26 protein-coding genes are annotated in these 26184 nt (G+C 39.5%); 7 read left to right on the top strand and 19 right to left on the bottom strand.

Translation table 11 applies throughout. The features are described from left to right. Window positions 1–4 precede the first annotated feature (4 nt). The 5 genes from yidD to ACNSN3_RS18250 all read right to left on the bottom strand — a co-directional run bounded on the left by yidD (window position 5) and on the right by ACNSN3_RS18250 (window position 1891). A complete protein-coding gene (gene yidD / locus ACNSN3_RS18270; RefSeq protein ID WP_418609842.1) occupies window positions 5–181 on the bottom strand; it encodes a membrane protein insertion efficiency factor YidD in 177 nt (58 codons plus the stop codon). A 29-nt stretch (window positions 182–210) separates the two neighbouring features. Beyond that, window positions 211–438 carry a hypothetical protein gene (locus ACNSN3_RS18265; protein WP_418609352.1) on the bottom strand — a complete coding sequence of 76 codons (228 nt, stop codon included), beginning with the start codon at window positions 436–438 and terminating at the stop codon, window positions 211–213. A 136-nt stretch (window positions 439–574) separates the two neighbouring features. After that, window positions 575–709: a hypothetical protein gene (locus ACNSN3_RS18260; protein ID WP_274602023.1), complete on the bottom strand. Its 135-nt coding sequence runs from the start codon at window positions 707–709 to the stop codon at window positions 575–577. Between the two features lie 330 nt (window positions 710–1039). Continuing rightward, the gene (locus ACNSN3_RS18255; protein ID WP_418609349.1) at window positions 1040–1354 is read right to left on the bottom strand and encodes a CC0125/CC1285 family lipoprotein; all 315 of its coding nucleotides are present in this window, start codon (window positions 1352–1354) and stop codon (window positions 1040–1042) included. A 102-nt stretch (window positions 1355–1456) separates the two neighbouring features. After that, complete coding sequence (locus tag ACNSN3_RS18250) at window positions 1457–1891, bottom strand: HIT domain-containing protein (protein ID WP_418609348.1); 435 nt, start codon at window positions 1889–1891, stop codon at window positions 1457–1459. Between the two features lie 322 nt (window positions 1892–2213). Here ACNSN3_RS18250 and ACNSN3_RS18245 point away from each other — a divergent pair, with 322 nt between their 5' ends. Together ACNSN3_RS18245 and ACNSN3_RS18240 are read left to right on the top strand one after the other, a co-directional pair. Then, on the top strand, window positions 2214–3485 hold the full coding sequence (locus ACNSN3_RS18245) for an O-acetylhomoserine aminocarboxypropyltransferase/cysteine synthase family protein (RefSeq protein ID WP_418609346.1): 1272 nt from the start codon (window positions 2214–2216) through the stop codon (window positions 3483–3485). 68 nt (window positions 3486–3553) lie between these two features. Next, the gene (locus ACNSN3_RS18240; RefSeq protein WP_418609344.1) at window positions 3554–4213 is read left to right on the top strand and encodes an NADPH-dependent FMN reductase; all 660 of its coding nucleotides are present in this window, start codon (window positions 3554–3556) and stop codon (window positions 4211–4213) included. Window positions 4214–4229: 16 nt separating this feature from the next. Here ACNSN3_RS18240 and ACNSN3_RS18235 read toward each other — a convergent pair whose 3' ends face one another. From ACNSN3_RS18235 to ACNSN3_RS18200, 8 genes are all read right to left on the bottom strand, one after another. After that, the gene (locus ACNSN3_RS18235) at window positions 4230–4418 is read right to left on the bottom strand and encodes a DUF1289 domain-containing protein (protein WP_075170194.1); all 189 of its coding nucleotides are present in this window, start codon (window positions 4416–4418) and stop codon (window positions 4230–4232) included. Window positions 4419–4432: 14 nt separating this feature from the next. Then, window positions 4433–4948 carry a hypothetical protein gene (locus tag ACNSN3_RS18230; protein ID WP_418609343.1) on the bottom strand — a complete coding sequence of 172 codons (516 nt, stop codon included), beginning with the start codon at window positions 4946–4948 and terminating at the stop codon, window positions 4433–4435. A gap of 158 nt (window positions 4949–5106) precedes the next feature. Beyond that, entirely contained in the window at window positions 5107–5721 is a 615-nt protein-coding gene (gene hisIE, locus ACNSN3_RS18225) for a bifunctional phosphoribosyl-AMP cyclohydrolase/phosphoribosyl-ATP diphosphatase HisIE (RefSeq protein WP_418609341.1), read from the bottom strand. Beyond that, complete coding sequence (gene hisF / locus ACNSN3_RS18220; protein WP_109874959.1) at window positions 5712–6491, bottom strand: imidazole glycerol phosphate synthase subunit HisF; 780 nt, start codon at window positions 6489–6491, stop codon at window positions 5712–5714. The genes hisIE and hisF overlap by 10 nt, the downstream gene beginning before the upstream one ends. Before the next feature lie 303 nt (window positions 6492–6794). Then, window positions 6795–8423, bottom strand: coding sequence for a diguanylate cyclase domain-containing protein (locus ACNSN3_RS18215; protein ID WP_418609339.1), 1629 nt, complete (start codon window positions 8421–8423; stop codon window positions 6795–6797). Beyond that, on the bottom strand, window positions 8389–8769 hold the full coding sequence (locus ACNSN3_RS18210) for a hypothetical protein (RefSeq protein WP_418609337.1): 381 nt from the start codon (window positions 8767–8769) through the stop codon (window positions 8389–8391). Before ACNSN3_RS18210 ends, ACNSN3_RS18215 begins: the two co-directional genes overlap by 35 nt. Before the next feature lie 196 nt (window positions 8770–8965). Next, on the bottom strand, window positions 8966–12013 hold the full coding sequence (locus ACNSN3_RS18205) for an efflux RND transporter permease subunit (protein WP_418609335.1): 3048 nt from the start codon (window positions 12011–12013) through the stop codon (window positions 8966–8968). A gap of 10 nt (window positions 12014–12023) precedes the next feature. Beyond that, on the bottom strand, window positions 12024–13094 hold the full coding sequence (locus ACNSN3_RS18200; protein WP_010388873.1) for an efflux RND transporter periplasmic adaptor subunit: 1071 nt from the start codon (window positions 13092–13094) through the stop codon (window positions 12024–12026). Between the two features lie 556 nt (window positions 13095–13650). Here ACNSN3_RS18200 and ACNSN3_RS18195 point away from each other — a divergent pair. Both ACNSN3_RS18195 and ACNSN3_RS18190 read left to right on the top strand, forming a co-directional pair. After that, window positions 13651–14658: a catalase family peroxidase gene (locus tag ACNSN3_RS18195; protein WP_418609332.1), complete on the top strand. Its 1008-nt coding sequence runs from the start codon at window positions 13651–13653 to the stop codon at window positions 14656–14658. 16 nt (window positions 14659–14674) lie between these two features. After that, window positions 14675–15214, top strand: a complete 540-nt coding sequence (locus ACNSN3_RS18190) for a cytochrome b (protein WP_418609330.1) — start codon at window positions 14675–14677, stop codon at window positions 15212–15214. Between the two features lie 66 nt (window positions 15215–15280). Here the strand turns inward: ACNSN3_RS18190 and ACNSN3_RS18185 are convergent, their stop codons facing one another. The 6 genes from ACNSN3_RS18185 to hisG are packed head-to-tail and all read right to left on the bottom strand — an operon-like array spanning window position 15281 to window position 20968. Further along, window positions 15281–16006: a 1-(5-phosphoribosyl)-5-[(5-phosphoribosylamino)methylideneamino] imidazole-4-carboxamide isomerase gene (locus ACNSN3_RS18185; RefSeq protein WP_418609328.1), complete on the bottom strand. Its 726-nt coding sequence runs from the start codon at window positions 16004–16006 to the stop codon at window positions 15281–15283. A gap of 32 nt (window positions 16007–16038) precedes the next feature. Next, the gene (gene hisH / locus ACNSN3_RS18180; protein WP_418609326.1) at window positions 16039–16629 is read right to left on the bottom strand and encodes an imidazole glycerol phosphate synthase subunit HisH; all 591 of its coding nucleotides are present in this window, start codon (window positions 16627–16629) and stop codon (window positions 16039–16041) included. Then, on the bottom strand, window positions 16626–17687 hold the full coding sequence (hisB, locus tag ACNSN3_RS18175; RefSeq protein WP_418609324.1) for a bifunctional histidinol-phosphatase/imidazoleglycerol-phosphate dehydratase HisB: 1062 nt from the start codon (window positions 17685–17687) through the stop codon (window positions 16626–16628). Before hisB ends, hisH begins: the two co-directional genes overlap by 4 nt. Further along, complete coding sequence (gene hisC / locus ACNSN3_RS18170; RefSeq protein WP_418609322.1) at window positions 17684–18772, bottom strand: histidinol-phosphate transaminase; 1089 nt, start codon at window positions 18770–18772, stop codon at window positions 17684–17686. The genes hisB and hisC overlap by 4 nt, the downstream gene beginning before the upstream one ends. Further along, on the bottom strand, window positions 18762–20063 hold the full coding sequence (gene hisD, locus ACNSN3_RS18165) for a histidinol dehydrogenase (protein ID WP_418609320.1): 1302 nt from the start codon (window positions 20061–20063) through the stop codon (window positions 18762–18764). The genes hisC and hisD overlap by 11 nt, the downstream gene beginning before the upstream one ends. A gap of 5 nt (window positions 20064–20068) precedes the next feature. Then, complete coding sequence (hisG, locus tag ACNSN3_RS18160) at window positions 20069–20968, bottom strand: ATP phosphoribosyltransferase (RefSeq protein WP_076920229.1); 900 nt, start codon at window positions 20966–20968, stop codon at window positions 20069–20071. 397 nt (window positions 20969–21365) lie between these two features. Between hisG and ACNSN3_RS18155 the strand changes: the two genes are divergently transcribed. From ACNSN3_RS18155 to ACNSN3_RS18145, 3 genes are all read left to right on the top strand, one after another. Continuing rightward, a complete protein-coding gene (locus ACNSN3_RS18155) occupies window positions 21366–21599 on the top strand; it encodes a hypothetical protein (protein WP_109874968.1) in 234 nt (77 codons plus the stop codon). Between the two features lie 432 nt (window positions 21600–22031). Continuing rightward, window positions 22032–24215, top strand: a complete 2184-nt coding sequence (locus tag ACNSN3_RS18150; protein ID WP_418609317.1) for a M4 family metallopeptidase — start codon at window positions 22032–22034, stop codon at window positions 24213–24215. A 71-nt stretch (window positions 24216–24286) separates the two neighbouring features. After that, the gene (locus tag ACNSN3_RS18145; RefSeq protein ID WP_418609316.1) at window positions 24287–26143 is read left to right on the top strand and encodes a M28 family metallopeptidase; all 1857 of its coding nucleotides are present in this window, start codon (window positions 24287–24289) and stop codon (window positions 26141–26143) included. Window positions 26144–26184: the final 41 nt, after the last annotated feature.

The following is a 26184-nucleotide window of genomic DNA, read 5'->3' as shown; positions in this document are numbered from 1 at the left end:
ATATTTATGGATAATCTATACCGCCATTTGGTTGTTTACAGCTTAAGATCCGCTTTAACGAGAACAACCATCCTTTTAAGAAGCCATATTTTTTCAAAGCGAGAATAGAGTACTCTGAGCAAATGGGCTCGAATAAGCATGATTCTTGTAAGCTTTTCGGAGCTACAAACCGATATAACATGATTAGTTTAATAGAAAACCAAATCAAAATTATTTTTCCTTACGAAAAGTAATTACATAATAGCTACTATCTACCGCCTTCTTACCTCTTAAAGCATCGAAGCAACCTGGTTGAACTTGAACTCCGATGCTATCAACTCTCTGGAAATCCCACCCTGCGTTTGCATATTTATTAACAACAGTTTCTAAATATGCAGCGGCTTCATTCCCCTTATGGGCTTTCATTTGAACGGCAATATTTGGAGGAATTTGTACCATTTTTTATTCAAACATCAATTTATCTCCTTGTTTTGATGCTAATTAAAAAATATAACGCCGTAAATAAACGGCTAAAAAATAGTGGGCTATAATTTGTGAGGTACGAACAAAGCCCACTGTTTTTTTGTCCGCACTTTTAATTTGCTTTGTTATATTGCGATTTACACAATACATTTTGATTAGCGCCACTACCATACAACTTTAACCTTTCTGTACCACCTGTTTTTTCAAAAAACTCTTGTAATGTAATTTCCTTTTGCTCGTAGCTCATTAGCTGCCAGAAACCGTAAAAACCTTTGAACCAAAAGTAATAGAACACAGCTCCGACAGCTAACAGTAAATATACAGATTTTCCTACTTTTTGTTTGTACTTTATGCCTCAATAAAAAAACCAAATACAGCTAAATATTGCCACAATAAAAAATGCAGAGAAAGGAGTTATTACAGTATAGGAGTTACTCCAAATAGAGCTTAAACAAGTAAAATTTCTGCCTGACACTATTGAGAAGATCAAAGTAATTTTGAAAAAGAAATACAACAACACGGTAATGAACACCGCATATAAGATACCACTTTCCTTGCTTTCTTTTTTATTCAACGCTTAATTGCACTTGATTTCAGCTTTTTTCCAAGGATGGGCAAATGAAACACCAGCAGTGCCGACCGCTACAGAATTATTTTTTCCTAATTCGGAAGTTAATTCAGTATACCCTGCAGGGCACAACTCGCTTGCTCTGCGATCCCAATAGGCATTCACAGTTTCTGCTGACGTTGTTCCATTTCCCAAATACTCCAGATAATAGTGATTTTCACCTATCACTCTATCGTTATACCCGCCTGACCAAGTGTGGGCTTGGTAGCCAGTAGCACAGGCAGTTAAATATATAGTTCCGATAAGTACTACGATGTATTTCATTTTATCTCCATGTCTAATTTTGGCTGCTAACGCTTGCAGCACGCGCGCCCACGAAATGGAGCCGGAGGCGCAATGTAGTGGGAGTCGCCGTGCCTGCACTTGTTATGCATGTGGACTTTCTAATTGTGCAATGATTAACGCAGCTATCTCTTTAAGCTTCCCAACCTCTTCAAACTGCACGCCATGGTCTTTTATCACCAACAAAGGTCCTGGAAAAACATGAAAATGAAAATGCCCCACAGTTTGACCGGCAGAAGAGCCATTGTGCTGGAATATGGTTGACCCAGTCACCCCCATAGCGCGCTCGAGAGCTTTACCTATTTTCTGAACGGTTAGCATGCATGCTTGAGCAGCTTCTGCAGACAGATCGTAAATTGTGACCGCTTGTTCCTTGGGTACTACTAATACGTGACCATCCTTCTGCGGTATTATATCCATGAATGCGAGCGTTAAATCATCCTCATAGACCTTTACACAGGGGGCCTCTCCAGCAATAATCTTCGCGAAAGTATTACTAGTGTCGTAGATTGGGTTCACTGATTTCTCCAGCTTACGGAAATGCATAACAATTTAATAGTGCGCTCATCGCGCATATTCATACCAGCGCTGCGCTCATTTTCTTTTACATATAGTTTTAACAAAATACCTAACATATTACTATCACTAAGTTTTTATTGCGTTTAATAAATACTTAGAGGAATAATATGCGCGCTTGGCTCATTTTCTTGAATATATGAGCGAACGGTAGAATTAGATACAGCACTCAATCAAATTACTTCAACATTCTTTAGTATATTTCATGTGCATTTTGTAACCATTAAATGCTAGGTTAGGTGTAACTATATTGAAGGAATAAATTATGAAACTTGAGTCTTTAGCGTTGCACCATGGTTATGAATCTGAAGCCACCACTAAGTCGGCGGCGGTGCCGATTTATAACACCTCTTCGTACACCTTTGATAATACCCAGCACGGTGCTGATTTATTTGATTTAAAAGTGCCGGGTAATATTTATACCCGCATAATGAATCCGACCAATGCGGTACTTGAGCAGCGTATTGCCGCGATGGAAGGCGGCATTGGTGCGCTGGCTGTGGCTTCGGGTATGGCGGCGATTACTTATGCAATTCAATGTTTATGCGAAGTGGGCACTAATATTGTAAGCACCAGCCAAGTGTATGGCGGCACTTATAATTTATTTGCCCACAGCTTGCCGCGCCAAGGTATAGAAGCGCGAATGATTAAAGCCGATGATTTTGACGGTTTTGAAAACGCGATTGATGAAAGCACCCGTGCGGTTTTTTGCGAGTCAATTGGTAACCCTGCTGGGAATATAGTTGATATCGCTCGCCTTGCGAAAATTGCCCACAGTAAAGGAGTGCCTTTAATTGTAGATAACACCGTGGCTACGCCGTATCTGTGTCGTCCATTTGAGTTAGGTGCCGATATTGTGGTGCACTCACTCACTAAATATATTAACGGCCATGGTACCGCGATTGGCGGTATGATTGTTGATTCGGGCAAGTTTGACTGGAAAGCCAATGCCACCCGTTTTGCGATGATGAATGAGCCTGATCCGTCGTACCATAATGTAGTGTATACCGATGCGTTTGCTGAGGCGGCATTTATTGGACGTTGCCGCGTTGTCCCTCTTAGAAACACTGGTGCGGCACTTGCGCCTAAAAACGCCTCTGATATTTTAATTGGCCTTGAAACGTTAGGGCTAAGAATGGATCGCCACTGCGAAAACGCGCAAAAAATTGCTGAATATTTAGAGAGCCATCCTAAGGTACTTTGGGTTAATTACGCGGGATTAAAATCAAGCCCGTATAACGAAATGAGCCAAAAAATTACCAATGGTAAAGCGTCAGGTATTTTAAGTTTTGGCATTGCCGGTGGCCTTGAAGCCGGTACGCGGTTTATTGATGCTCTAAACATGATTTTACGCTTGGTAAATATTGGCGATGCTAAATCGCTGGCTTGCCACCCAGCATCTACCACTCACCGCCAACTAAACGATGAAGAACTGGCTAATGCGGGCGTTAGCCGCGATTTAATTCGGTTATCGGTGGGTATTGAAAACATTGACGATATTATTGCCGATGTTAGCCAAGCACTCGATAAAGCCTAAATCGTAAGGTAAATACCTCAAACTTTTTTGAGGTATTTATTTTTGTAATTAAAAAGGAGTGCCGTTAGATGAAGTTATTAATTTTTATCGGTTCAGTTAGAAAAAGTACCCCACCTAAGCCTGCGCGTTTAGGGGAAAGGGTAGCGAAAGCATGTGAGCGTTGTTTGCTTGAGCATTACTCTGAACATGAAATAGAACTTATTGATCCGCTCGATTACGATTTAGACCCTGTGTTTAAACCGCACTTTGCTTATTCGCAAGCAGAGATACCTAAACAGCTTGATGACTTAGCTGCAAAAATTAAAGCCAGCGATGGCTTTGTTATGGTAAGCCCTGAATATAATCATTCTATGAGTCCGGCACTCGCTAATTTGCTAAACCATTTTGGAAGTTCTCTATTTGGCTATAAACCCAGCGCGATTGTGACCTATTCTGCAGGGCAATGGGGCGGTGTACGCGCTGCTGTTGGCATGCGCAGCTTTTTAAGTGAACTAGGTTGCTTACCGGTATCAGCTATGATCCATGTACCAAAAGCGCAAGATGTGTTTATCGAAAGTGGTGAAGCAAACAATAGGGCAGAGCAAACATCGTGGGATAGCTATTTTTCGCGCACCTTTAATCAATTAATGTGGTGGGCAGAAGGCGCAAGCAAACAACGTGAAGCGTTAGATCCTAAGCAATTAAGCAAAGATTTTAAACGTGACCCATCACAGCGTAATGCGCCTTAACGGTTAAAAATTTAAGCTAGTCTTTTTTTGCGTCTTCACGAGGGGAGGCCAATATTGCTTGTTTTTGTTCGTCAGTTAAAATAATCCAGTCGAATATTTCGTCGCTAGTGCGCCCGCACCCAGTGCAGTAGCCATTCATTCTATAACATTCACCGATACAGTCTGTTTTTAAATGAGTGGATTGTTTACTGGGTGTTTGGCGCATACATTCTCTCGTTATTATTTAGTGGCGACGGGCTTTCCTACTTCTAAAGAGGTCGACCAAGTTTTAATTTTTGATAACGTTTTGCTGGTATAAACAGAAATAACCGGCGACTTATCATCAAGTACAAAGGTGGTACGCAGCGACGTTTCTGACTCTTTTTGTGTTTCTAACCAGTTGTTTTTTTTAGTTAAACATTGGCGAGTGAGTTCAACTGCTTGTTGATGCATAGCTACCGCCTGCTGTTGATCTTTGTAGCTTTCTTGGCATTGATAGGTCACAGTTTGATTGTTAAAGCTAGTCACTTGGCAGTTATTGCCAAATACGTTGTACTTTGCAGTCCACACATCTAAATATGAGTTTTGTACTTTGGTGTCTTTTAACGCATCAAATCGATTATCGAATTCGGTTATTAAGCCATCCATTTTTTCACAGGGCGTTAAGCTGTCTAATTTGGCTTTTTGCTCGCTGGTTAAACTGCTACATCCAGACAAAATAAGACCAGTGAGTATAAGCGATATATAAGTTTTCATAGTGCGCTATCCTTTTGTAATAGCTATTCCTTGAATATTAACTAAAGGATACCTAAGGGAGAGAATAAATGCTATTGAGAAGGCTGAATTAAAAAGAAAAATTATGGCTTTTGATAACGATGTGCGCCACATAATGGCGCACACAGTAATCGTTGTATTTACTTATGACGACCTTTTAGGCAAGCAACTACATCAGTGAGTTCTAACCCTTGGCGTTGTAATAGTACAACAAGGTGATACAACAAATCGGCCGACTCGTTGGTAAGTTCATTGTTGTCGTGTTTCATTGCTGCAAGTGCCACTTCTACACCTTCTTCACCTACTTTTTGACAGCTACGGCTTAAGTCTTCTGCGAACAGTGACGCAGTGTAGCTTTTAGCTGGATCATCATTTTTACGAGCAACAATGACATCTTCAAGTTGCGCTAAAAAGCTCAAGCTTGGTTTTGCATCATCACCAAAACAGCTTTGCGTGCCTAAATGACAGGTTGGGCCTTCTGGGTTTGCAAGTATGAGTATAGAGTCGTAATCGCAATCGGTATGCACCGATACCACGTTTAAAAAGTTTTCTGATGATTCGCCTTTGGTCCATAAACGCGATTTAGAGCGCGAATAAAAAGTCACTTTATTACTTTCTAGTGTTACGTTTAGCGCTTCGCTGTTCATAAAGCCTTGCATTAAAATTACGCCAGAGCGGGCATCTTGAACAATGGCAGGGATAATCTCGCTTTTGGCGAAATCAACTTGAGTTTGGTTTTCTAAGGTTACTTGCATAGTCTTGCTGCCACTTGGTTATCGATTAAAAATTGTTTTAGTTCACCGATGTTTATCACGTTTTTGTGAAAAACACTGGCTGCGAGCGCACCATCTACTTGGCTTTGTTGAAATACATCAACAAAATCTTGCATGCTGCCTGCACCGCCTGAGGCGATTAAAGGAATATCACACAGCTGGCGTATTTTGCTTAGTTGCTCGTTGTCGTAACCGTTGCGAACACCATCTTGGTTCATACAATTTAAAACGATTTCGCCAGCACCTAAGTCTTGTACGCGTTTAACCCATTCTTCGGTTTTATATCGGGTGCGGCTTGACGCATTAGGATCGCCAGTAAGCTGATAAACTAGATATTCACCGGTTGTTTCATCATAAAAGCTGTCAATGCCAACAACTACACACTGCTTGCCAAACTCATCATGTAATTCTTTAATTAGCTCTGGACGCGCAATTGCAGGGCTATTAATACTGATTTTGTCAGCGCCACGTTCAAGCACACGAGCTGCATCGGCTACCGATTTAATACCACCGGCTACACAAAATGGAATATCGATATGGCGGGCAATGTTTTCAACCCAATTAACATCGAGTAAGCGTTTTTCAACACTTGCACTGATCTCGTAAAACACCAGTTCATCAGCACCGGCTTCGCTGTAGGCTTTAGCTAGGGTAAGTACATCGCCAACCACTTCGTGGCCTTTAAATTTAACCCCTTTAACAACCTGTCCATCTTTTACATCTAAACAAGGAATTATGCGTTTTGATAACATGAGAATGCCTCGTTTTTAAAATTTTGATTTGAAATAAAGCTGTTTTTACATTTATTGTTTGTATGACTAAATAGAAGACACATAGACTGCACTTGATATGTTATTTATTTGATAAATTTGAATAGTTAATTTAATGAATGAATCTTAATGCATTACTATGCAATGAATTCTTAGCCCCACTATATAATAAAACTCCAACTATGTTAATCGCTAAAGCTAGAACTTAAAGTGATAATTAATGCCTTAAAAAAGTATTCGCTTCAAAGCTTATTTTAAATTTATAAAATACTAAATTTAAAATGTTTATTTGGAAAAGCGATAACAGTTTCTGCCAGAGTTTTTAGCTTCATAAAGTGCTTGGTCTGCCTGTGTTTTAAGCTTAATGCTGGTTTGAGTTTCTGACGCGCTGGTTGCAATACCAATGCTTATACCTAAGCTGCATTGCTGATCAAAAATAGTAAAGGGGGTGTTAATACTTGTGATAATTCGCTCTGCAATATCCGCTATTGCTTTTTTATCGTTTAACTGGGGAAGAATTGCTGCAAATTCATCTCCCCCAATGCGCGCAATAATGTCTTGTTGTCGTAAACAACTTTTGATGCGAATCGCCACCTCTTTAAGAACTTCATCACCTGCACCATGGCCTAATTCATCATTGATGGGTTTAAAGTAATCTAAATCAAGGTACATAAGTACCAAAGGGCAGGAAAGCTGCGTTGCTTTTATGATTTCTAAATCAAGCTGCTCCAAAAAAATACGGCGGTTATAAAGCCCTGTTAAACTGTCAAAATAAGCATAGTTTTCTACTTTGGCTTGATATCTTCTTCTTTTAATTGTGTGGATGGCAAAAGTATAAATAACAAATATCATTAACGTCATAATACCAAGATAAAGAGCGATAATAAGTTTCTTTAAGCTACTAAACTCACTCTCTATTTTATCCAGCGGAACTTTATTTATTAATGTCCATTCGGGTCTGTTTATTAGGCTATTAGCGATATTATTTGGGAGCAACATGTCGTTTAATAAAGTTAAGTGCTCATAAATATAAACATTGTTTTCATTTTCAATAATTCCATTCGCTTGGATTTGCATGCTTTGCCATATGTGTGGCTGCTGATCTTTAAAACGATGTTGCGGTTTATTAGCAAACATAAATGACCATTGCTTATTGGTATCTCCAAATAACCAATAGCTGTCTTTATTAAGCAGCATAATATTGCCTGATGAATTTTTTGAGATATTGTCTAATTGGCTAAGTAAATGAGCCCCTTCAAGGTTGACGATAAGTAGCCCTATTTTAGTTCCTTTGGGTCCCATTAGTACAGAAGCTAAACGTATCATTGGTTTAAAAGGGCGTTCTATCTCACCGTTTTCAAAGTTTAAATCTAATGGGGAAATAAAAATAGCTGACGGGTTCATTTTTATAGCCTGTTTAAAATAGTAACGATGGCTTTTGTCTTGTAGCTGCTCTGCTGAGACTATAGCAACATTGTGCTTGTCTCTATGCACCCTTAATAGTTCCTTACCTGTTAGATCAAGAATTCGAATTTGTGTATAAAAGTTTTTAATAGAAATAAAGTTAGCATAGTCTTGCTCTAGCTGAGCTCTATTGACCGAACTTAAAATGTCATGATCTTTAAAATGATGATTGTTTCTTAAAATCAGCAAGTCACGAGAGGCATGATTAAGTTGTTGTAAAAAAGCTTTTTTTGCTTGTTTTAATTCATTTTTTTCATGTTGTATAACATTATTAATACGTGTTTGTAATTGGCTTTGGTAAAACATATATAAGGCGATATATAACAATACCGCAGAGCAAAAGTAGGCCAATGAACTAGTCAGTTTTGTCGTGTTTTTTTGTGTGTTATGTGATTGGTTTAATGAAAAAGCATATTTAATTACGAATAAATAAATAAATAAGCGAGACACTTAAGCTACTTAAAATTAAGCCGTCAATGAGCATGATTTGCCATTGTTTTAACATGAGAGCATCAAAATTAAAGGCAAACATTATGATTGCTTCAACAGTGAACACAATCATAGCTATTTTTATAATAAGGAACTCAGTTCTGAGCTTTTGGTGAGTTACAAAGTCATTATCGCGAAATAAGTAAAGGGTAGTGACAATCGCTACTAACGCGATAAGGCTGGAATCTAATATTACTGAAAGCCAAACACCGGTAAACTGGGTAACAAATGTGGCTAAAAAAAGCATAATAACAGCTTCACTAAACGCTAAAGATAAAAAGAGGATCAGTAAGCGTTTTATTGGCATGAAAGTATCCGTGGAGTAAGTGTTATTATTGAATTTCAAAACGAAAACATTTTGTAACTATATAATAATTATAAAGGATGAGAATTACTATAAAGTTTATTAAATTAACTGTAGTTTTGACTAAAGTATAATAAGGATCCGGTCAAAGCAGAACATTGTTTAACCGAATCCTACAATTTAGAGCTTAATTACTCGCTTACTGATTTTGTTTAACATTCATAAAAATAGCATATAGCACGGGTATCACGATTAAAGTCAGCAGGGTCGCAAACAGTAATCCAAATACTAAAACCACAGACATTGATTGGAAAAATGCATCAAAATACAGTGGAATAACCCCTAACACCGTGGTCAGTGTGCCCATCATTACCGGTCTTACCCGACTATTTGCCGAATCGATAATGGCATTATATGCATCTTTACCTTGGCGAATTTCCATATCCATTTGATCAACTAATACAATGGCATTTTTAATTAACAAACCAGAGAGCGATAGCAATCCTAATATGCCCATAAACTCTAGTGGAATTTGTGTGGTTACCAGTCCAAAAACAACACCAATTAAGGCTAATGGCACGACAAGCCAAATAATAATTGGTTGTTTTAAAGCGTTAAATAACACAATAACAATCAGCACCATGGCTAAAAAGCCCAGCGGAATAGTTGAGGCCAGCATTTCGTTAGATTCTTTCGATTGTCCGTATTCGCCATCCCATTCAAGTCGATACCCTTGAGGTAGGTCAATGGCTTCTATTTTAGGCCTTACCCGATTAAATAACTCTGAGGCTAGTTCACCTGGTAGTGGATCGGCTTGGGCTTTTATAGTCCATTCGCGGTCTTCACGCTTTAAAATACCATCGCGCCAGACGGTTTTAAAACCATTGGTTACTTGCGCAAGGGGCAGTGTTTCACCAGTGATATTGCTTTGTACTTGAATATTTCCAATATCGTTTATGTCGACACGTTCAGCTTGTGGTGCTCTAACAATAATAGGAATGAGCTCTTCACCTTCACGATACTGCCCAACGATTTGCCCCGAAAAATTTTGCTGTAAGGCTTCAGCAACCGCTTTACGCGTTACACCAGCGCGCTGCGCATTAATGGCAGAATACTGTGGCTCAATAACACTAATGCGTTGTCGCCATGTATCTTTAATTGATAGAGCGCCGCCATCATCAATTAATATTCCTTTTGCTTGTGCAGCTAGCTCTCTTAATACATCTGGGTCGGGCCCTTTAAATGTGGCTTCTATTTTAGAGCCCCCACCAGGGCCCATTACAAAGCGCCATGCTTTGCCTTGAGCATCGACAAAGTTATCGTCAATGTAATTTTGTACGGTAGGTAAAAGTTGATCTAGCTTTTTGTAGTCATCGACTTTAGCTAAAATTTGCCCATAAGAACTATTCGGTGACTCACTACCATAAATAAGCATGTAGCGAAGCCCGCCGCCACCAATAAGCGTTTGTATACCTTCAACGCCATTTTGTTGCTTTACAAATTCCTCTAACTTGAGCATATCTTTTTTGGTTTTTTCAATATCGGTACCTTGTGGTAGCCAAAAATCAACCACCATTTGCGGTGTAGTAGAAGCTGGGAAAAAACCTGATTTTACAAATTGAAATCCCCACATAGAAACACTAAAAGTGGCAACCACAATGGCAATACTAAGCCAGCGGTGATGCAATGCCGAAACCACAACAGACTGATATAACGCCATGAGTTTATTTGGTTTTGCTGAGCCTGAGGTGTCGCTATCTTGCTCTTTAAACAAGCAATAACAAAATAAGGGGGTTAGGGTAATGGCAAATAACCAGCTGTATAATAGAGAAATTAAAATAACCCAGAATAAATGGCCGGTAAATTCCGCGGTATCACCTGGGGCAAGACCAATAGGCGCAAAGGCAACAATGCCTACCAAGGTACCACCCAGTAGTGGCCATTTAGTTTGCTTGACGACTTCGCTGGCAATGTCTAACTTTTTACGGCCTTTTTGTGTACCAACTAAAATCCCTTCGGTCACAACTATGGCGTTATCAACCATCATTCCTAACGCGATAATCAGCGCTCCAAGAGAAATTCGATGCATGGGTATACCGCTCAAATCCATGGTCGCAAGGGTCGCAAAAATGGTTAGCAGTAATACTGCGCCAATAATAATTCCTGAGCGCAAACCCATAAATAGCAGCAGGGTAACCATTACGATCACCAGTGCGACTAAAACATTCACTACAAAGTTGTCGACTGAATCTTGGACTACTTTACCTTGGTGGTAAAACTCATGCACTGTGATACCCAGCGGTCTGAGGTTTTCAGTTTGTTTTACTTTGTCATCAACGCGGTCAAATACTTTAACCACATTAGCACCCAATACACTGGCGACCCCAAGTGAAATTGCAGGTTTAGAGTTATAACGGACTAACTTGGTTGCTGGACTTTGAAAGCCACGGTATACATTGGCAATATCTTTAAGATAAATTGTTTTACCTTCACCGCTGGCACTAACCAATAGATTTTTAATGGTATCAACGGAGTTTATTTCTCCGGTAGGGTCGATAAAAATACGTTGATCGCCAATTTGAGTGTTACCAGCGCTCAATACAGCGTTTTGCTCATCTAAAATGCCGTAAATATTATTAATAGACACGCCTAAAGAGGCTAACTCTTCACGAGCTATTTCTACAAATATGCCTTCTTGCTGCACGCCTGTCATAGCAACTTTGGCTACGCCCTCTGCTTGTAAAATGTCACTTTGCAAATCTTTAGCGTAGGCATGTAACTCGTCGGGTGAGTACCCTTCGGCGGTTATTAAATAGCTCAAGCCATACACATCACCAAAATCGTCATAAACCTGTGGCGTGCCAGTACCAGGCGGTAATGTTGGACGTGTGTCATTTATTTTGTTCCTGAGCTTAGTCCAAATAACTTGCAACTCAGATTTAGTCGGAGAAAACTCTGATTTAATCTCTACTTTAATTTCAGATAAACCTGTAGATGAGGTGGATGATATAGTATCAACTTCTTGTAGTTCTTGAATTGCACGTTCAAGTGGCTCAGTTACCTCTTTTGCAACTTCTAGTGGGCTTGCACCTGAGTACGAGACAAACACTTGCGCGGTGCGAATTATAAATTCGGGGTCTTCAAACCGCGCCATATTTTTATAGGATGAAAAACCAAACCCTAGCGTTAAAATAATGAGTATGGTGCTAATTAATTTATTATTGATTGTCCATTTTGCTAAATCCATTACCGCGCTCCTATGCTTTAGTCCAAGGACGTACTTTCATACCCTCAGTTACATAGTTTGCACCTGCACCAACAATTACATCGCCAGCACTTAAACCGTCAGTGACAATGAGTTGTTCTCCAATGCCATTTTCAATGGTAACGGGAGTTTTAGAAGCTTGCATAGTTTGAGCGTCAACCGTCCATACAAAGTGTTCACCATTTTGTTCAAAAATAGCAAAGGTTGGCACTAATAAACGAGTGGATGCTGAGCTGGCTTCACGTGTAAGTTTTAAACTGGCATTCATACCTGGCAATATATTAAGGTTATTTGGTACAGCAAATGCAAATCGCACTTCATAAGTTTGACTCGCAGAGTCAGCTTCTAAATTGGCACGTCTAAATGTTGCTGGAATGGGGGGAGTCGATACATCTTGTAAAATAACTGACGCTACATTGTTTTGCTTAGAGTCAACCGTGGCCACAATTGAAGCGGGAATATTTACCACCGCTTCCATTTCGCCTTTACCAAATAAAGTAACAACATGTTGACCCGCGCTTATGTTTTCAAGCTGCTTTACTGGCACCTCAGCAACAATGGCATCGTAAGGCGCTATAATTTTACTGTCAGATAGTGCTTTTTGTGCTGAGTCATATTGTGATTCGGCTACTTCTTTTTTAGATTTTAGTTGCTCTATATCTCGTTGTGAAATAACCCCATCTTTAGCGAGCTTTAAACCACGTTGGTAATCATTGTCGGCGGTTTCAAACTGAATTTTGCTCGACTTAACCTCATTAATAAAGTTTCGTTGTTCCAATACGGCTATTACATCGCCTTTTTTTACATTTTGTGCGGCAATAACGTTAAGCGTTTCTAGTTTTCCGCTAACTTGAAAAGCAAGCTTTGAGCTATTTATAGTGTCGATAGTGGCAGGGTAGGTGAGCGTTTTTGATTGCGACTCATCACCTATGGTTATTAGTTTAACCGCACGTGGTTCGTTTTGTTTTTGCGTGCTGACTTCACTTTCTGAGCAACCGGCTAATAAAAGTAGAAACATGATACTAATCAAATTAAATTGAGTAAAACAAGGTGTTTTGATCATCTGGTTTACCTTAAATAAAAAGTGCGTTGTTAATTGTTGGCATTTTTAAGCAATTAAAAATTATAAAATAGCCAATTGAGTTTGTTTTCAAATTTACCTTAAATGCAATGTATTAAGTATTAACTACTGACTACTTGAATGGAAGCAGCCGTTAGCTAATGAGCAATAAATAACATTTTAATTTCAACAGTTTATTATTACTTGTACGGTTTTGTATTAATTTGTTTGATTGTGTAGAAAGCACCAAAATTATAACTTAGTACTTGCTCATATAGGCCTAAGTATAATTAACAATCAGTTATTTAAAAGTGTAAGCCTGTAAACATAAGTTGTTTATAGATTTAAAACCATAAACTGTATTTTTTATTAATTAAATTGAAATATTAATTGCTTAGCAGCGGTCTTGTAAAAGTCATGTTGGTATCGCTTGATAAAAGCGCTTCAACGTAAGGCATCACTCAGTAATGGTTAGCCATTTATTTACAGACGTAATGTTAACTATGAATAACTCCTAACATAATCATTAAAAAATAATCACACGAGGTCTAATCCTACCATGAGTAAAAAAATCACCTTAATGGCAATAATCACTTTATTTGCTTTAACGATTTTATATTTTACCGGCGCATTTAATCGTGACGTAGTAACTGCACAGCGTTTTGTTAATTTACAGCAAGGCGATAATGCCCATGAGGGGTTTCGTCGTGCACATGCAAAAGGTATTTGTTTAGCTGGCTCTTTTGAGTCAACGGGTGAACTTGCTAAGTATTCGCAAGCTAAGGTATTTGATTTAGGGGCCACCCCTTTTGTAGGTCGCTTTTCTATTGCGGGTAATAATCCAACTGCACCTGATTTAAAAGCACCTGTGCGTAGTTTAGCGTTTTCTATAACTACTGATGATAACCAAGAATGGCGGGTTGCAATGAACACGCCCCCGGTTATGGCGGTAGCTACGCCAGATGCGTTTTTTAAACAACTACAAGCACTTTCACCCGATCCGGTAACTAAAAAGCGTAGCCCAGAAAAAATTAAGGCGTTTTTTGCAGCGCACCCTGAAAGTGCCGCTTTTAATAACTGGAAGGCAAGCTATACACCAACCAATAGTTTTGCCACTGAGCAGTATCACAGCATTAATGCGTTTTATTTAGTGGATAAAAATGATGAAAAGCACGCCGTACGCTGGATAGCTAAACCGCAATTAAGTGATAAAAACATCCAACCTCTTAATAATGATTCACCAGATGCATTGCAGCTACAACTTAAAGACCAAGTAGCTCAAGCTCCGGTTAAGTTTGATATGCTGTTTAGTTTTGCAACCGAAGAAGATGATGAAAACAACCCAACTGTTTTATGGCCACAATCGCGTAAAACCATAAATGCCGGTACGTTAGTAATATCACGCTTGCAAGCACAAGAGGGTGGGGTATGTGAAAACATGAACTTTGATCCGTTGGTTTTACCAACAGGTATTGAGCCAAGTGCCGATCCTATTTTACGTGCCCGTGGCGCTGCCTATGCAGAGTCATTTCGTCGTCGTGCTAAAGAAGTACTTTTAAATAATTAATCACAGGAACGAGTCAATGAACACAATTACAAAATACTCAGTGTCTAGTATGCTTATTCACTGGGCAATGGCATTAATTATACTTTCTATGTTATTTCTTGGTTTATCGATGGTACAAAGTTTAGCCGTATGGCAAGTAGAAGCTATACAACTACATAAATCGTTTGGCGTGTTAGCACTGATATTAGTTACGATAAGATTAATTAATAAAGTACTGTATAAAAGCCCTGCATTACCCCAAAGTGTGCCTAAAGCACAGGCTTTAGCGGCACATTTAACCCAAGTGGGTTTATATGCGTCTATGATTTTGATGCCAATTTCAGGCTGGTTAATGCAAAGTGCTGATGAACGTTCTGTGAGCTTTTTTGGTATATTTACTTTACCTGATTTAGTCAGTAAAAATATTGAGACCTATGCATTTTATCGTGAAGCACATGGTTTAATTGCTTACGCATTTTTACTGTTTATTTTTATGCATGTAAGCGCTGCACTTTATCATGGTTTAATAAAGCAAGATGGCGTATTGGGCTCTATGTTACCGGGTAAAGATAAATAAACTGATAGTTTTATACAAAAAAGGCACAGGTACGTTTGCACCTGTGCCTTTTTTAAATTTTAGTATTTAGCCTAATTTTAGCGCGTCTTCTACGCTAAAAGCGCCATCTAATAAAGACTTACCTAAAATTACGCCGCCCACACCAAGTTCATTGAGCTTTTTAATATCATCTAACGAGCTTACCCCACCTGAGGCTTGCACTTTAATATCTGCATTATGATTAATTAAATCTTCATAAAGCGCAAAAGAAGGGCCCGTCATGGTGCCATCTTTACTGATGTCCGTGCATAAAAAGTCAATAACACCCAGATCAGCGTAAAAATCAACAAGCTCAAGTAAACCAAACTCAGATTCACTTAGCCAACCGTGAGTAGCAGGTGCCCATCCGTTCGCAGTTTTATTAACATCAAGGGCAATTACAAAGTGCTCAGCGCCAAATTGTTCAATCCAAGCTTTTACTTGCTCACGCTTTTCAACCGCCATTGAGCCAATAACCACTTGGTTTGCACCTGCTTTTAGCCAATCGCTCACGTCTTGCTCTGAACGAATACCGCCACCTACTTGGTAAGGTACGTTAAGCGATTTTGTTGCTGCTTGAATATGTTGCCACTGTTTTTTACTTGGATCCCGTGCACCTTCTAAATCAACTAAATGTAATTTAGTGGCACCACTGTCGGCATACTCTTTTAAGCGAGCACCAAGCTCAAAGGGATAAAACTGTGCAGTATCGTATTTACCTTGATACAAGCGGACAATTTGATTTTGTAATACATCTAATGCTGGAATAATCACTGTATTTCTCTTTTAAAAGCATGAAGAGCAACCTAAAGTTGCCAATCAATAAAATTTTGTAATAAACGCGTGCCCACTTTAGCGCTGCGTTCAGGGTGAAATTGCATGCCTGCATAATTGTCTTTAGCTACAATTGCAGAAAATGTTTGCCCGTATTCGCTGCTGACTAGTGTGGCGTTATTAACGGTATGGGCGAAACTGTGCACATAATAAACCTGATCGTCTGCATGCAAACCTTGAGTTAACGGGTGCGCTTGTTGAACAGATAGGTTATTCCAGCCCATATGCGGTGACGTTAAACTCCCTACATCCAGTGATTTTACTTGGCCTGGTATTTTACCTAAGCATTGCACGTTACCTTCTTCAGTGCTTTCGCACAGTAACTGCATCCCTAAGCAAATTCCCATTAGCGGGCGCTGATATTCGTTAATGGCCTGCTGCCAACCATTATCAACTAAACGCTTCATAGCAACAGATGCATGACCAACACCGGGTAAAATAGCACGTTCATAGCCTTCTAATTGTTCTGGCGAAGTAATCACCGTAGGGGTTTGCCCTAAACGCTCAAATGCAAACCGCACGGAGTTAATGTTGGCGCAACCGGTATTAATTATCGCTATCATAAACATCCCTTAGAGCTGGCTGTTTGTTGGCTGGTATCTTGTGCAATAGCCATACGCAAAGCACGAGAAAACGCTTTAAATAAGCCTTCCACCTGGTGATGACAGTTGCCGTCACTTACCGATAAAATAAGGCTAATTGCGGCGTTATCACTTAAACTTTTAAAAAAGTGTTCAACCATTTGTACGTCTAAATCACCGGCTTTTTCACGGCTAAAGTTGGCGTTTAATACAAATGATGCCCGACCCGATAAATCAATTTGTGCCTCGGCTTTACATTCATCCATAGGCAAGGCAAAACCATAACGCGCAATTTGCGATTTGGTGCCAAGCGCTTGTTTAAGGGCAACACCTAATGCAATACCAATGTCTTCAACAAGGTGGTGCTCGTCTATGTGTAAATCGCCTTTGGCTTTAATATTTAAGCCAATATTGGCGTGAGTGCGAATTTGATCCAGCATGTGATCAAAAAAACCTAGGCCAGTTTCAATGCTGCCACTTTTCGTTTGATCAAGGTTAACCGCTACATCTATTTGTGTTTCTTTAGTGTTGCGTGTTACGCGACCTTCACGGTTTGCCGTGGTCAGTTTAGTGACAATGGCAGGCCAGCTACCATCATATAAAATACCTTCACAACATAAGTTTTGCGCAAGGCCAATATCGGTTTGGCGATCGCCAATCACAAAAGAACGTGCTAAATCAACTTTGCCTGAGCGCATCAGTTCAGTGAGTAAGCCTGTTTTTGGTTTACGGCAATCACAGTTTTGTTCATCAAAATGTGGGCAAATTAATACTGACTCAAAGCTGATGCCTTGGCTTTGTAAGATGTCCATCATTTTGTCTTGAGCAATGTCAAAGTCGGCAGTTGGAAAGCTGTCTGTGCCCAAGCCATCTTGATTTGATACCATCACCAAGCGATAGCCTGCGGCTTGCAGTTGCAATAAGGCAGGAATGACACCTGGTAAAAACGCTAGTTTTTCAAGGCTGTCGACTTGTTTATCGGTGATTGGCTCTTCAATAATAGTGCCATCGCGGTCTATAAATAAATAGGGGTTACTCATGATACTTCCTGTTGTGCTGCGGTTTGTGGCAATTGCAGGCCATCTAACCAAACTTTTACTTGTTCTAATTCTTGTTCATTACCAATTGAAATACGTAGCCAGTCGTCTTCATTAAATAAGGTGAAGGCGCGCATTACTAAGCCTTGTTTGAGGGCTTGTTTAAAGTAATCCTTGTTCGCTAATTTTAAAGTAACGAAGTTGCCTTCACCAGTGAGTATTTTTAATACTGCAGGAGAGGCGTTTAACCAGTCAATAAGCTTTAACTTTAAGCTATTTAAAATCGTCACTTGGCGACGCATTGAGGTAATCGCATCAGGGGCAATGGCTTGTGCTGCAATGCTGGCCACCACACCCGATACCGGATACGGTGCAATGACTTTACGAATAGGCGCTAATACACTGGCCTGAGCGAGAGTAAACCCTGTTCTTAAACCCGCAAGTGCAAACGCTTTTGAGAGTGTACGAAGCACAACAATATTACTGAACTCGTTTATAAGTTGTGTTGCACTTTGCTCTGGACAAAACTCTATATAGGCTTCATCAACAATCACTAATGCTTTACCTGCAAGCGCAGTGGCAATGGCTTTTACTTTATCTAGCGGCGTTAAGCTTCCAGTTGGATTATTTGGATTACAAATAAACACTAGTTTTGAGCTACCCACAGCGGCAACTATTTCATCCACGCTGGCATTTAATAAAAGCGCTTGTGTTAGGCCATTGATTGCGACGTTGTGTGTATCGGCCGTTACTTTGTACATACCATATGTTGGTAAAAATAGTGCAATGCTGTCTTTTGACGGTTCACAGTAGGTACGTACTAATAATTCAATGCCTTCATCTGCGCCGCGAGTCATTAATACATTTTCGTTTTCAAGCTCAGCATAGGCAGCGTAGCGGTCAATAACCAATTGAGGCTGAGGATCGGGGTAACGATTCAAGTCTTCAATTGTTATTTCAAGGTTTTTAGCATACGGGCTTTCGTTCGCATTAAGCCAGGTTGTGCCGGTTAGTTTTTCACTTTTAGCTGAGCTATACGCAGCAAGCGCTGCAATATTATCAGGTAATAAGCCGCTCTCATTGCTCATTTTTTATTGCCTCTAAACGAATTGAAACCGCATTAGCGTGGGCATCTAGGCCTTCTGCATCTGCTAAGGGTAAAATAGCTTTTGAAAGCTCAGTTAAGCCACGTTTACTGATGGTTTGTACTGTGTAAGTACGGAAAAAATCAAGTAAATTCAAGCTAGAATAAGTTGCACTGTAACCATAAGTGGGTAACACGTGATTAGTGCCTGAGGCATAATCGCCCGCTGACTCTGGGGTGTAATCGCCAACAAATACAGAGCCTGCATTCTTTACTTTATCTAAATAAGGAGTGGCATCGGCAAGCTGTAATATTAAGTGCTCTGGCCCATATTGCGCTGATACGTCAAACGCTTGGGCTACTGAATCAACTAGAATAAGTGACGAATTAGCCAATGCCTGTTCGGCAGTGTCTTTTCGGCTTAAGTTGGCAAGTTGACGAGTGAGTGCATCTTGCGTTTGTTCAATAATGGTTTCACTGTTACATAATAAAATAACTTGTGAGTCAGCCCCGTGTTCTGCTTGAGAGAGTAAGTCGGCAGCAATAAACTCTGGGTTTGCACGTTCATCTGCAATCACTAACACTTCTGATGGCCCTGCTGGCATATCAATCGCCATACCTGGAATCGTTTGTGCAACTAATTGCTTTGCCATGGTGACAAAGCTGTTACCTGGACCAAAAATCTTATTCACTTTAGGAACAGACTCTGTGCCATAGGCCATAGCAGCAATCGCGCCTGCACCGCCGCTTTCAATAATTGTGGTGATACCACATAATTTAGCGGCATATAAAATAGCCGGGTTAATTGCTTTATCACCTTGTACTGGGGTGGTTAATACCACGGTTTTTGCACCGCTTAACTGCGCCAATACACCTTGCATAATAACCGATGACGGAAGAGGGGCACTCCCTCCTGGTACATAAATACCGACTGCTTCGATGGCTTGATATTTCAGTTCACAGTCAACACCTGGTTGAGTCGATAACTTGATATCTTTTGGTAGTTGCGCTTGGTGAAAACATTTCACATTGGCATAAGCGGTATCAATTGCATACTTAAGCTCTGGGCTTAGCATTTTCTCAGCGGCATTAATTTCATCAAGTGGTACACGTAAACGCGGCTCGGCTCTATTATCGAACTCTTTTGCTAATGCAAGTAAAGCGGCATCGCCTTGCGCATTAACTTTTGCCAAAATAGTCTGGCAAATGTTTTCTACTTTTTCACTCGCTGATACAGCAGGGCGCATAAGCGCCGCTGCTTGAACTTGTGATGATTCCTCATTCCAACGAAGCATTGTTGTTACTCCATCATTTTTTCAATTGGCATAACTAAAATAGAATTGGCACCAAGGGCCTTAAGTTGTTCCATGGTTTCCCAAAATAGGGTTTCACTGCTCACCATGTGTAGGGCAACATATTCATCATTACCCGCAAGAGCCAATAATGTAGGTTGGCCAGCGCCAGGTAAAATCTCACAAATTTCATCAAGCTTGTCTTTTGGTGCGTGTAACATAATGTATTTGCTTTCTTTAGCTTGCTTTACACCACGTAAACGAGGCATTAGTTTATTGATGAGCGCTAATTTTTCAGGATCTTGTAGTTGAGTGTTTTGGATTAAACAAGCATTTGACTCTAAAATTGTATCACCCTGCATTAAGCCATTTGCTTCAAGCGTTGCGCCTGTAGAAACTAAATCACAAATAGCATCGGCAAGTCCTGCTCGTGGTGCTACTTCCACTGAACCTGTTAACATTACTGTACTGGCGTTGATGCCTTCGCGTTTTAGGTATTGGCTTAAAATTTCTGGGTAAGTGGTTGCTATGCGTTTGCCTTCAAACCAGCTTTTGTCTTGCTTACCAAGTTCTTGTGGCCATGCGAGTGCTAAACGACAGTAACCAAAGTCAAGTTTAGCAAGCTTTGTTACTTCACTCGGTACACCTTGGCGTTCTCTTTCTGCTTGTACTTCTACTAGTACGTTTTCGCCAACAATACCTAAATCACATACACCGTCCATAACTAAGCCAGGAATATCGTCATCGCGTACACGCAAAACGTCGATAGGCATGTTGGTTGAGTGTGCTATTAGGCGCTGCTCACGAAGATTGAGCTTTACACCCAGTTGCTTAAGCAGATCTTGACAATCTTTAGATAGGCGGCCGCCTTTTTGAATGGCGATACGAAGACGATTACTATTATTCATTACTCATTTTCCTTTAATTTAAAAACTAAAAACCCCGAGGGAAACCTCAGGGCGAAAATGAATCTTGGTATGTTGATTCGCCAGAGGTTTCCTTTTAGGAACAACCTCTCAGCGAAAGACCTGACAGGTTATTCCGATGAATGATGGTGGTGATGTACAACTGTCAGTGAATTAAGCATTTTTATATCCTGTTTAGCTATTAGTTACTATGTTAACGCTTAGCTGCTGTTTGTTTAATAAATTTCGCATTTATAAAAACACATTCACTAACATCATGGCAAGAAAAATATTCTTTAATTAAAGAATATCTTATAACTGCCGATAATAATTAGAGTATTGCTTTATTTATCAACAGCTTTATAGTGATTAAATTACGTTCAATTCAATGGAGGCATGCATGGATATAATGATCCCTTATTTAGGGCCTATTACGCGTTTGACGCTTGAATCTAAAGGGGCTTTTCATATTGCAGGGGTTCAACAAAGTGCCAGTGCCAAAAAAGTAGAGCTAGAAGAGCGAAGAAAAAGGGAGGTAGAAAAACAACATAAGCTGTCGTTTGACGAAAATAAATCGCGCAATAACACCGCTGAAGAAGATGACGACAAACCTCATCTAGATACATGGGCTTAAATAAAGCTGATTGCCTGTCAGAGTATAAAGGTAATTACAAAACCTCCTTCACTTAATTAAGCCCTCAGCTTAAATTCCGTTTAACTCACTGCAAATCACATTAGTTTAAATTTTACAGCAAGAACGCGACTTTTTAGTCATCGTTGAGTGATGAATATTTACTAGTCTAACTTATAAAACTAATCCCCTCGTTGAATTTTTAAAATGTAAATATATGTATACATAATGTTATATATTGTTTTTGCTATAAATACGATTAATTATAACTAGCTGTAAATAAAGTACTAAATATTATTACTAATACTTTAATTGTAAATTAAATGTTTAATTTTCGTTATTGCAGTTTGAGGTCTATGCTGATCCCTAATCGGGTACAAGGTGTGCCGATTAATACAAATATACTAAAAACTTAAACTTTAACGGAGCGTAAACGTGAATTTATCTAAAATCACAATAGCAACTTTTGCTGCTTTAACTTTGGTTCAAGCAACAAATGCAGTAGCTGCGAATAAGAAATATCTAAATCAACAACCGACAATTAATAACATGGTGCAATCAAACTCTGCTTCCTTGCTATCAGTAAGTCCAAATCAGTTGATTGGGTTAAGTGTAGGGAACGAATTAGTTGTATTAAAAGAGTTTACTAGCAATAACGGAGAAGTAACACGCCGTTACCAACAAACGTATCAAGGCATTCCTGTTATTGGTGATACAGTCAGCCTAACATTTAACAATGGGATGCTTAAAAAAGCCCATGGTGCCGCTGTTTACAACATTGATGAAGATTTAGCAGACGTTTCAGCTAAGTTGACAAAAAAAGATGCGATTTTAAAAGGATCAAAAACTGGCATTGCAGCAAAATCAGTCGGCTTGAAAAAACATAACGAGCAATCAAGGCTCGCTATTTGGGTTGACGATCAGAATAAGGCGCATTTAGTTTATGAGGTGTCTTATGTTACTTATGGCAAGTCACCATCAAGACCATATCAGATCATTGATGCTAATACTGGTGAGGTATTACTTAGTTACGATAACTTACAACATGCCAATGCAACAGGTCCTGGCGGAAATCTAAAGACAGGCAAGTATATTTATGGAACTGATTTTGACAGTCTAGATGTTAGTCAATCGGGTAATACTTGTACCATGAATAACGCAAATGTTCGCACTATTAATTTGAATGGTGGAACGAGTGGCTCTTCCGCACATTCATTTACGTGTCCTGAGAATACGGTCAAAGAAATTAATGGCGCATATTCACCGCTAAATGATGCTCATTTTTTTGGTAATGTGATTTTTAATATGTATAACGATTGGGTAGGTACTGCGCCCTTGAGTTTTCAGTTGCAAATGCGCGTTCATTATTCAAGTAATTATGAAAATGCATTTTGGGATGGCAGTGCAATGACCTTTGGCGATGGCCAAAATACGTTTTATCCATTGGTAAGTTTAGATGTATCTGCACATGAAGTTAGCCATGGCTTTACTGAGCAAAATTCAGGTTTGATTTACAATGGTAAACCAGGTGGATTAAATGAAGCATTTTCGGATATGGCTGGTGAAGCTGCTGAATTTTATATGAAAGGCAGCAACGATTGGCTAGTTGGTAAGGATATTTTTAAAGGTAATGGTGCGCTGCGTTACATGAATAACCCTACCCAAGATGGCCGTTCAATAGATAACCAAAGCAACTATTATTCAGGTATGGACGTGCATTATAGTTCAGGGGTTTATAATAAGGCATTTTATAATTTAGCAACCACGCCGGGTTGGGATACGCAAAAAGCCTTTATCGTAATGGCTCGTGCCAACCAACTATATTGGAGTGCGGGTGTAGGCTGGGATTTAGCCGGTAACGGGGTGATGGATGCAGCCTGTGATTTAAATTATGACCCAAATGATGTTAAAGCTGCTTTAGCTGCCGTTGGGGTTAATTCAAATCTTAGTTCAGGTAGTGAATGTGCAACAACACAACCACCGACTGACGATGAAGCATTAACCAATGGGGTAGCGCGTACGGGTATCAGTGGCGCTGAAAAAGAGCAACTATTCTTTACTTTAGATGTTCCCGCTGGCGCGACAAATCTTCAGTTCAATACTACTGGCGGTTCAGGTGATGCAGACTTATACGTTAAATTTGCCAGCCGACCGACCTTAAATAGTTACGACTGTAATAGCACAACATCTACTAGTACAGAAAGCTGTAACATAAGTAATGCACAAGCGGGAACTTATTATGTAATGGTTGAAGCATGGAATGCTATATCTGGCGTATCATTAACGGGTAGTTACTCAGGTGATAATGGTGGGGTAACGCCTATCAACAGAACTGAGTCTAATATTAATGTGACAACTAATAACTGGAGTCGTTTCACTCAAGATTTATCCGCAGGGTATAGCACTTTAAATATTAGTATTGATGGTGGCAGTGGTGATGCTGATCTTTATGTAAACTTTGGTTCGCCTTCAAGTACGTCTTCTTATCTATGTAGACCTTACAAAAATGGCAACAATGAAGAGTGTACATTTGAGAACCCGCAATCGGGTACTTGGTACATTGATCTTAGAGGCTACAGCATAGCAAGCGGTGTAACACTCAATATAACTGCTAATTAGGCATAGTTATAAAAGGGGCTTAGCCCCTTTTTTTAATGCTTAAAATAAAAGTGAAATGATAAGGAATATTTATGAATTACTTTAAACAACTAGCAGTTATTACTACTTTAACTATGAGTTTTAATTGCTTAGCAAATGAAAATCCAGACAATATTTGGGTAACTATTGATTCAACTGCAGCCCAGCATTATCAACATGAACAAGGTACATTTTTACAAAAAATACCTTTTTCTCACAGAAAATCAAGCCCTATACCAGATGTTGATTTACTCAGTGTACCCAGTAACGCGGTAAATAATTTGAGTGAGTTTATGCATCATAACTACAATCGTTGTGGTGGGTTTGTTGCTCATAGCTCGTTTGAAGAAGCGAGTGATTACGCAAAACAATTAGCGGTCGTTCAAAATAGCCAAGCATTATTAGCTTACAATTATTCTATTGATAATGCGCAGACGGTACAAAGTTTAATTAATGCACAAAGTCCGATTAACTTACAAAGCACAGTAAATTCACTGACTAACTTTAATAATCGTTATTATACCTCGCAAACCGGTGTTGATGCTTCACAATGGTTGCAAAGTTATTGGCAACAAATTGCAACTACCCGAAGTGATATAACCATTGAAAGTTATCAGCATAGTTGGGCGCAATCATCCGTCATTGTAACCATTGCCGGTGCTGAAAATGCAGATGAGCTTGTAGTTATTGGAGGCCATTTAGATTCGATTAACCAAGCGAATCCTGCACAAGGACGCTCTCCTGGCGCGGATGATAACGCATCGGGTATTGCAGTGTTAACTGAAGTTTTAAAAGCGATAGTTGAAACAAATTATAAGCCGCAAAAAACCATTAAAATTATGGCATTTGCGGCAGAGGAAGTAGGTCTGAGAGGCTCTAAAGATATAGCCAGTAGTTATCGTGCGCAGGGTAAAAATGTAGTGGGTATGGTGCAATTTGATATGACCGGCAACAACGGCAGTATCGAAGATATTATTATGATGACGGATTACACTAATAATGCTCAAAACCAGTTTTTAGCGCAGCTTATAGACACATACTTACCCCAAATTAGTTATGGCTTTGACCAATGTGGTTATGGTTGCTCCGATCATGCTTCATGGTACCAACAAGGCTTTGCTGCCTCTATGCCGTTTGAATCAAAAATGAATGATATTAATCCACTCATTCATACACAAAATGACAGTAATTTCGATGCTGATCATGCAATAAAATTTGCTAACTTAGCTGTAAGCTTTGTAGCTGAATTGGCAAAGAATGCTGGTGATGTAACACCGCCAAGTAATAATGAGTTAGTAAATGGTGAGCCAATTTCTGGTATCAATGCCACTGCTAAAGAGCAGCTTATCTATACATTGAATGTACCAAAAGGAGCGCAAAATTTAAGCTTTGAAACCTCAGGTGATAATGGCGATGCCGATTTATACGTTAAGTTTAATCAGGCGCCAACATTAAGCGATTTCGATTGTAAAAGTACGTCTGCCACAAGTAATGAACGGTGTGATATTCCTACAAGCGATGATGGAACTTACTATGTAATGGTTGAGGCATATAGCGCAATTAACAATATTTCTTTGATAGGTAGTTTTGAGCAAGCTGGTGCTTTAGAGCCTATCAATCGCGTAGAAGATAACATTAGCGTAAATACTGGTGATTGGCAGCGTTATGAACAACGTTTAGTTGCAGGCTATTCTTCGCTAAATGTTGCTATTTCAGGTGGAACTGGCGATGCTGATTTGTATTTAAATTTTGATGCGCCATCATCTAATACACAATATGTGTGTCGCCCTTATAAAAATGGCAACACAGAAACATGTACTGTTTCTGCACCCCAAGCAGGTTTATGGTACATAGATATTAAAGGTTATCGTAATGCAAGTGGCATTACCTTAACTATTAATGCAGAATAATTAACAGGGGCAAACGCCCCTTTATTGGTTAAATTCTCACT

This window comes from Pseudoalteromonas sp. US3C1004, assembly GCF_048401065.1.
GTDB lineage: Bacteria > Pseudomonadota > Gammaproteobacteria > Enterobacterales > Alteromonadaceae > Pseudoalteromonas > Pseudoalteromonas undina.
Note: the sequence above shows the minus strand (reverse complement) of the source record. Positions and strands in the feature narration are given on the sequence as shown.

What these genes read in the sequence shown, in the direction of transcription:
- yidD (WP_418609842.1), bottom strand. Translation starts at nt 181, where the DNA reads ATGTTATATCGGTTTGTAGCTCCGAAAAGCTTACAAGAATCATGCTTA.
- ACNSN3_RS18265 (WP_418609352.1), bottom strand. Translation starts at nt 438, where the DNA reads ATGGTACAAATTCCTCCAAATATTGCCGTTCAAATGAAAGCCCATAAG.
- ACNSN3_RS18260 (WP_274602023.1), bottom strand. Translation starts at nt 709, where the DNA reads ATGAGCTACGAGCAAAAGGAAATTACATTACAAGAGTTTTTTGAAAAA.
- ACNSN3_RS18255 (WP_418609349.1), bottom strand. Translation starts at nt 1,354, where the DNA reads ATGAAATACATCGTAGTACTTATCGGAACTATATATTTAACTGCCTGT.
- ACNSN3_RS18245 (WP_418609346.1), top strand. Translation starts at nt 2,214, where the DNA reads ATGAAACTTGAGTCTTTAGCGTTGCACCATGGTTATGAATCTGAAGCC.
- ACNSN3_RS18240 (WP_418609344.1), top strand. Translation starts at nt 3,554, where the DNA reads ATGAAGTTATTAATTTTTATCGGTTCAGTTAGAAAAAGTACCCCACCT.
- ACNSN3_RS18235 (WP_075170194.1), bottom strand. Translation starts at nt 4,418, where the DNA reads ATGCGCCAAACACCCAGTAAACAATCCACTCATTTAAAAACAGACTGT.
- ACNSN3_RS18230 (WP_418609343.1), bottom strand. Translation starts at nt 4,948, where the DNA reads ATGAAAACTTATATATCGCTTATACTCACTGGTCTTATTTTGTCTGGA.
- hisIE (WP_418609341.1), bottom strand. Translation starts at nt 5,721, where the DNA reads ATGCAAGTAACCTTAGAAAACCAAACTCAAGTTGATTTCGCCAAAAGC.
- hisF (WP_109874959.1), bottom strand. Translation starts at nt 6,491, where the DNA reads ATGTTATCAAAACGCATAATTCCTTGTTTAGATGTAAAAGATGGACAG.
- ACNSN3_RS18210 (WP_418609337.1), bottom strand. Translation starts at nt 8,769, where the DNA reads ATGCCAATAAAACGCTTACTGATCCTCTTTTTATCTTTAGCGTTTAGT.
- ACNSN3_RS18205 (WP_418609335.1), bottom strand. Translation starts at nt 12,013, where the DNA reads ATGGATTTAGCAAAATGGACAATCAATAATAAATTAATTAGCACCATA.
- ACNSN3_RS18200 (WP_010388873.1), bottom strand. Translation starts at nt 13,094, where the DNA reads ATGATCAAAACACCTTGTTTTACTCAATTTAATTTGATTAGTATCATG.
- ACNSN3_RS18195 (WP_418609332.1), top strand. Translation starts at nt 13,651, where the DNA reads ATGAGTAAAAAAATCACCTTAATGGCAATAATCACTTTATTTGCTTTA.
- ACNSN3_RS18190 (WP_418609330.1), top strand. Translation starts at nt 14,675, where the DNA reads ATGAACACAATTACAAAATACTCAGTGTCTAGTATGCTTATTCACTGG.
- hisH (WP_418609326.1), bottom strand. Translation starts at nt 16,629, where the DNA reads ATGATAGCGATAATTAATACCGGTTGCGCCAACATTAACTCCGTGCGG.
- hisB (WP_418609324.1), bottom strand. Translation starts at nt 17,687, where the DNA reads ATGAGTAACCCCTATTTATTTATAGACCGCGATGGCACTATTATTGAA.
- hisC (WP_418609322.1), bottom strand. Translation starts at nt 18,772, where the DNA reads ATGAGCAATGAGAGCGGCTTATTACCTGATAATATTGCAGCGCTTGCT.
- hisD (WP_418609320.1), bottom strand. Translation starts at nt 20,063, where the DNA reads ATGCTTCGTTGGAATGAGGAATCATCACAAGTTCAAGCAGCGGCGCTT.
- hisG (WP_076920229.1), bottom strand. Translation starts at nt 20,968, where the DNA reads ATGAATAATAGTAATCGTCTTCGTATCGCCATTCAAAAAGGCGGCCGC.
- ACNSN3_RS18155 (WP_109874968.1), top strand. Translation starts at nt 21,366, where the DNA reads ATGGATATAATGATCCCTTATTTAGGGCCTATTACGCGTTTGACGCTT.
- ACNSN3_RS18145 (WP_418609316.1), top strand. Translation starts at nt 24,287, where the DNA reads ATGAATTACTTTAAACAACTAGCAGTTATTACTACTTTAACTATGAGT.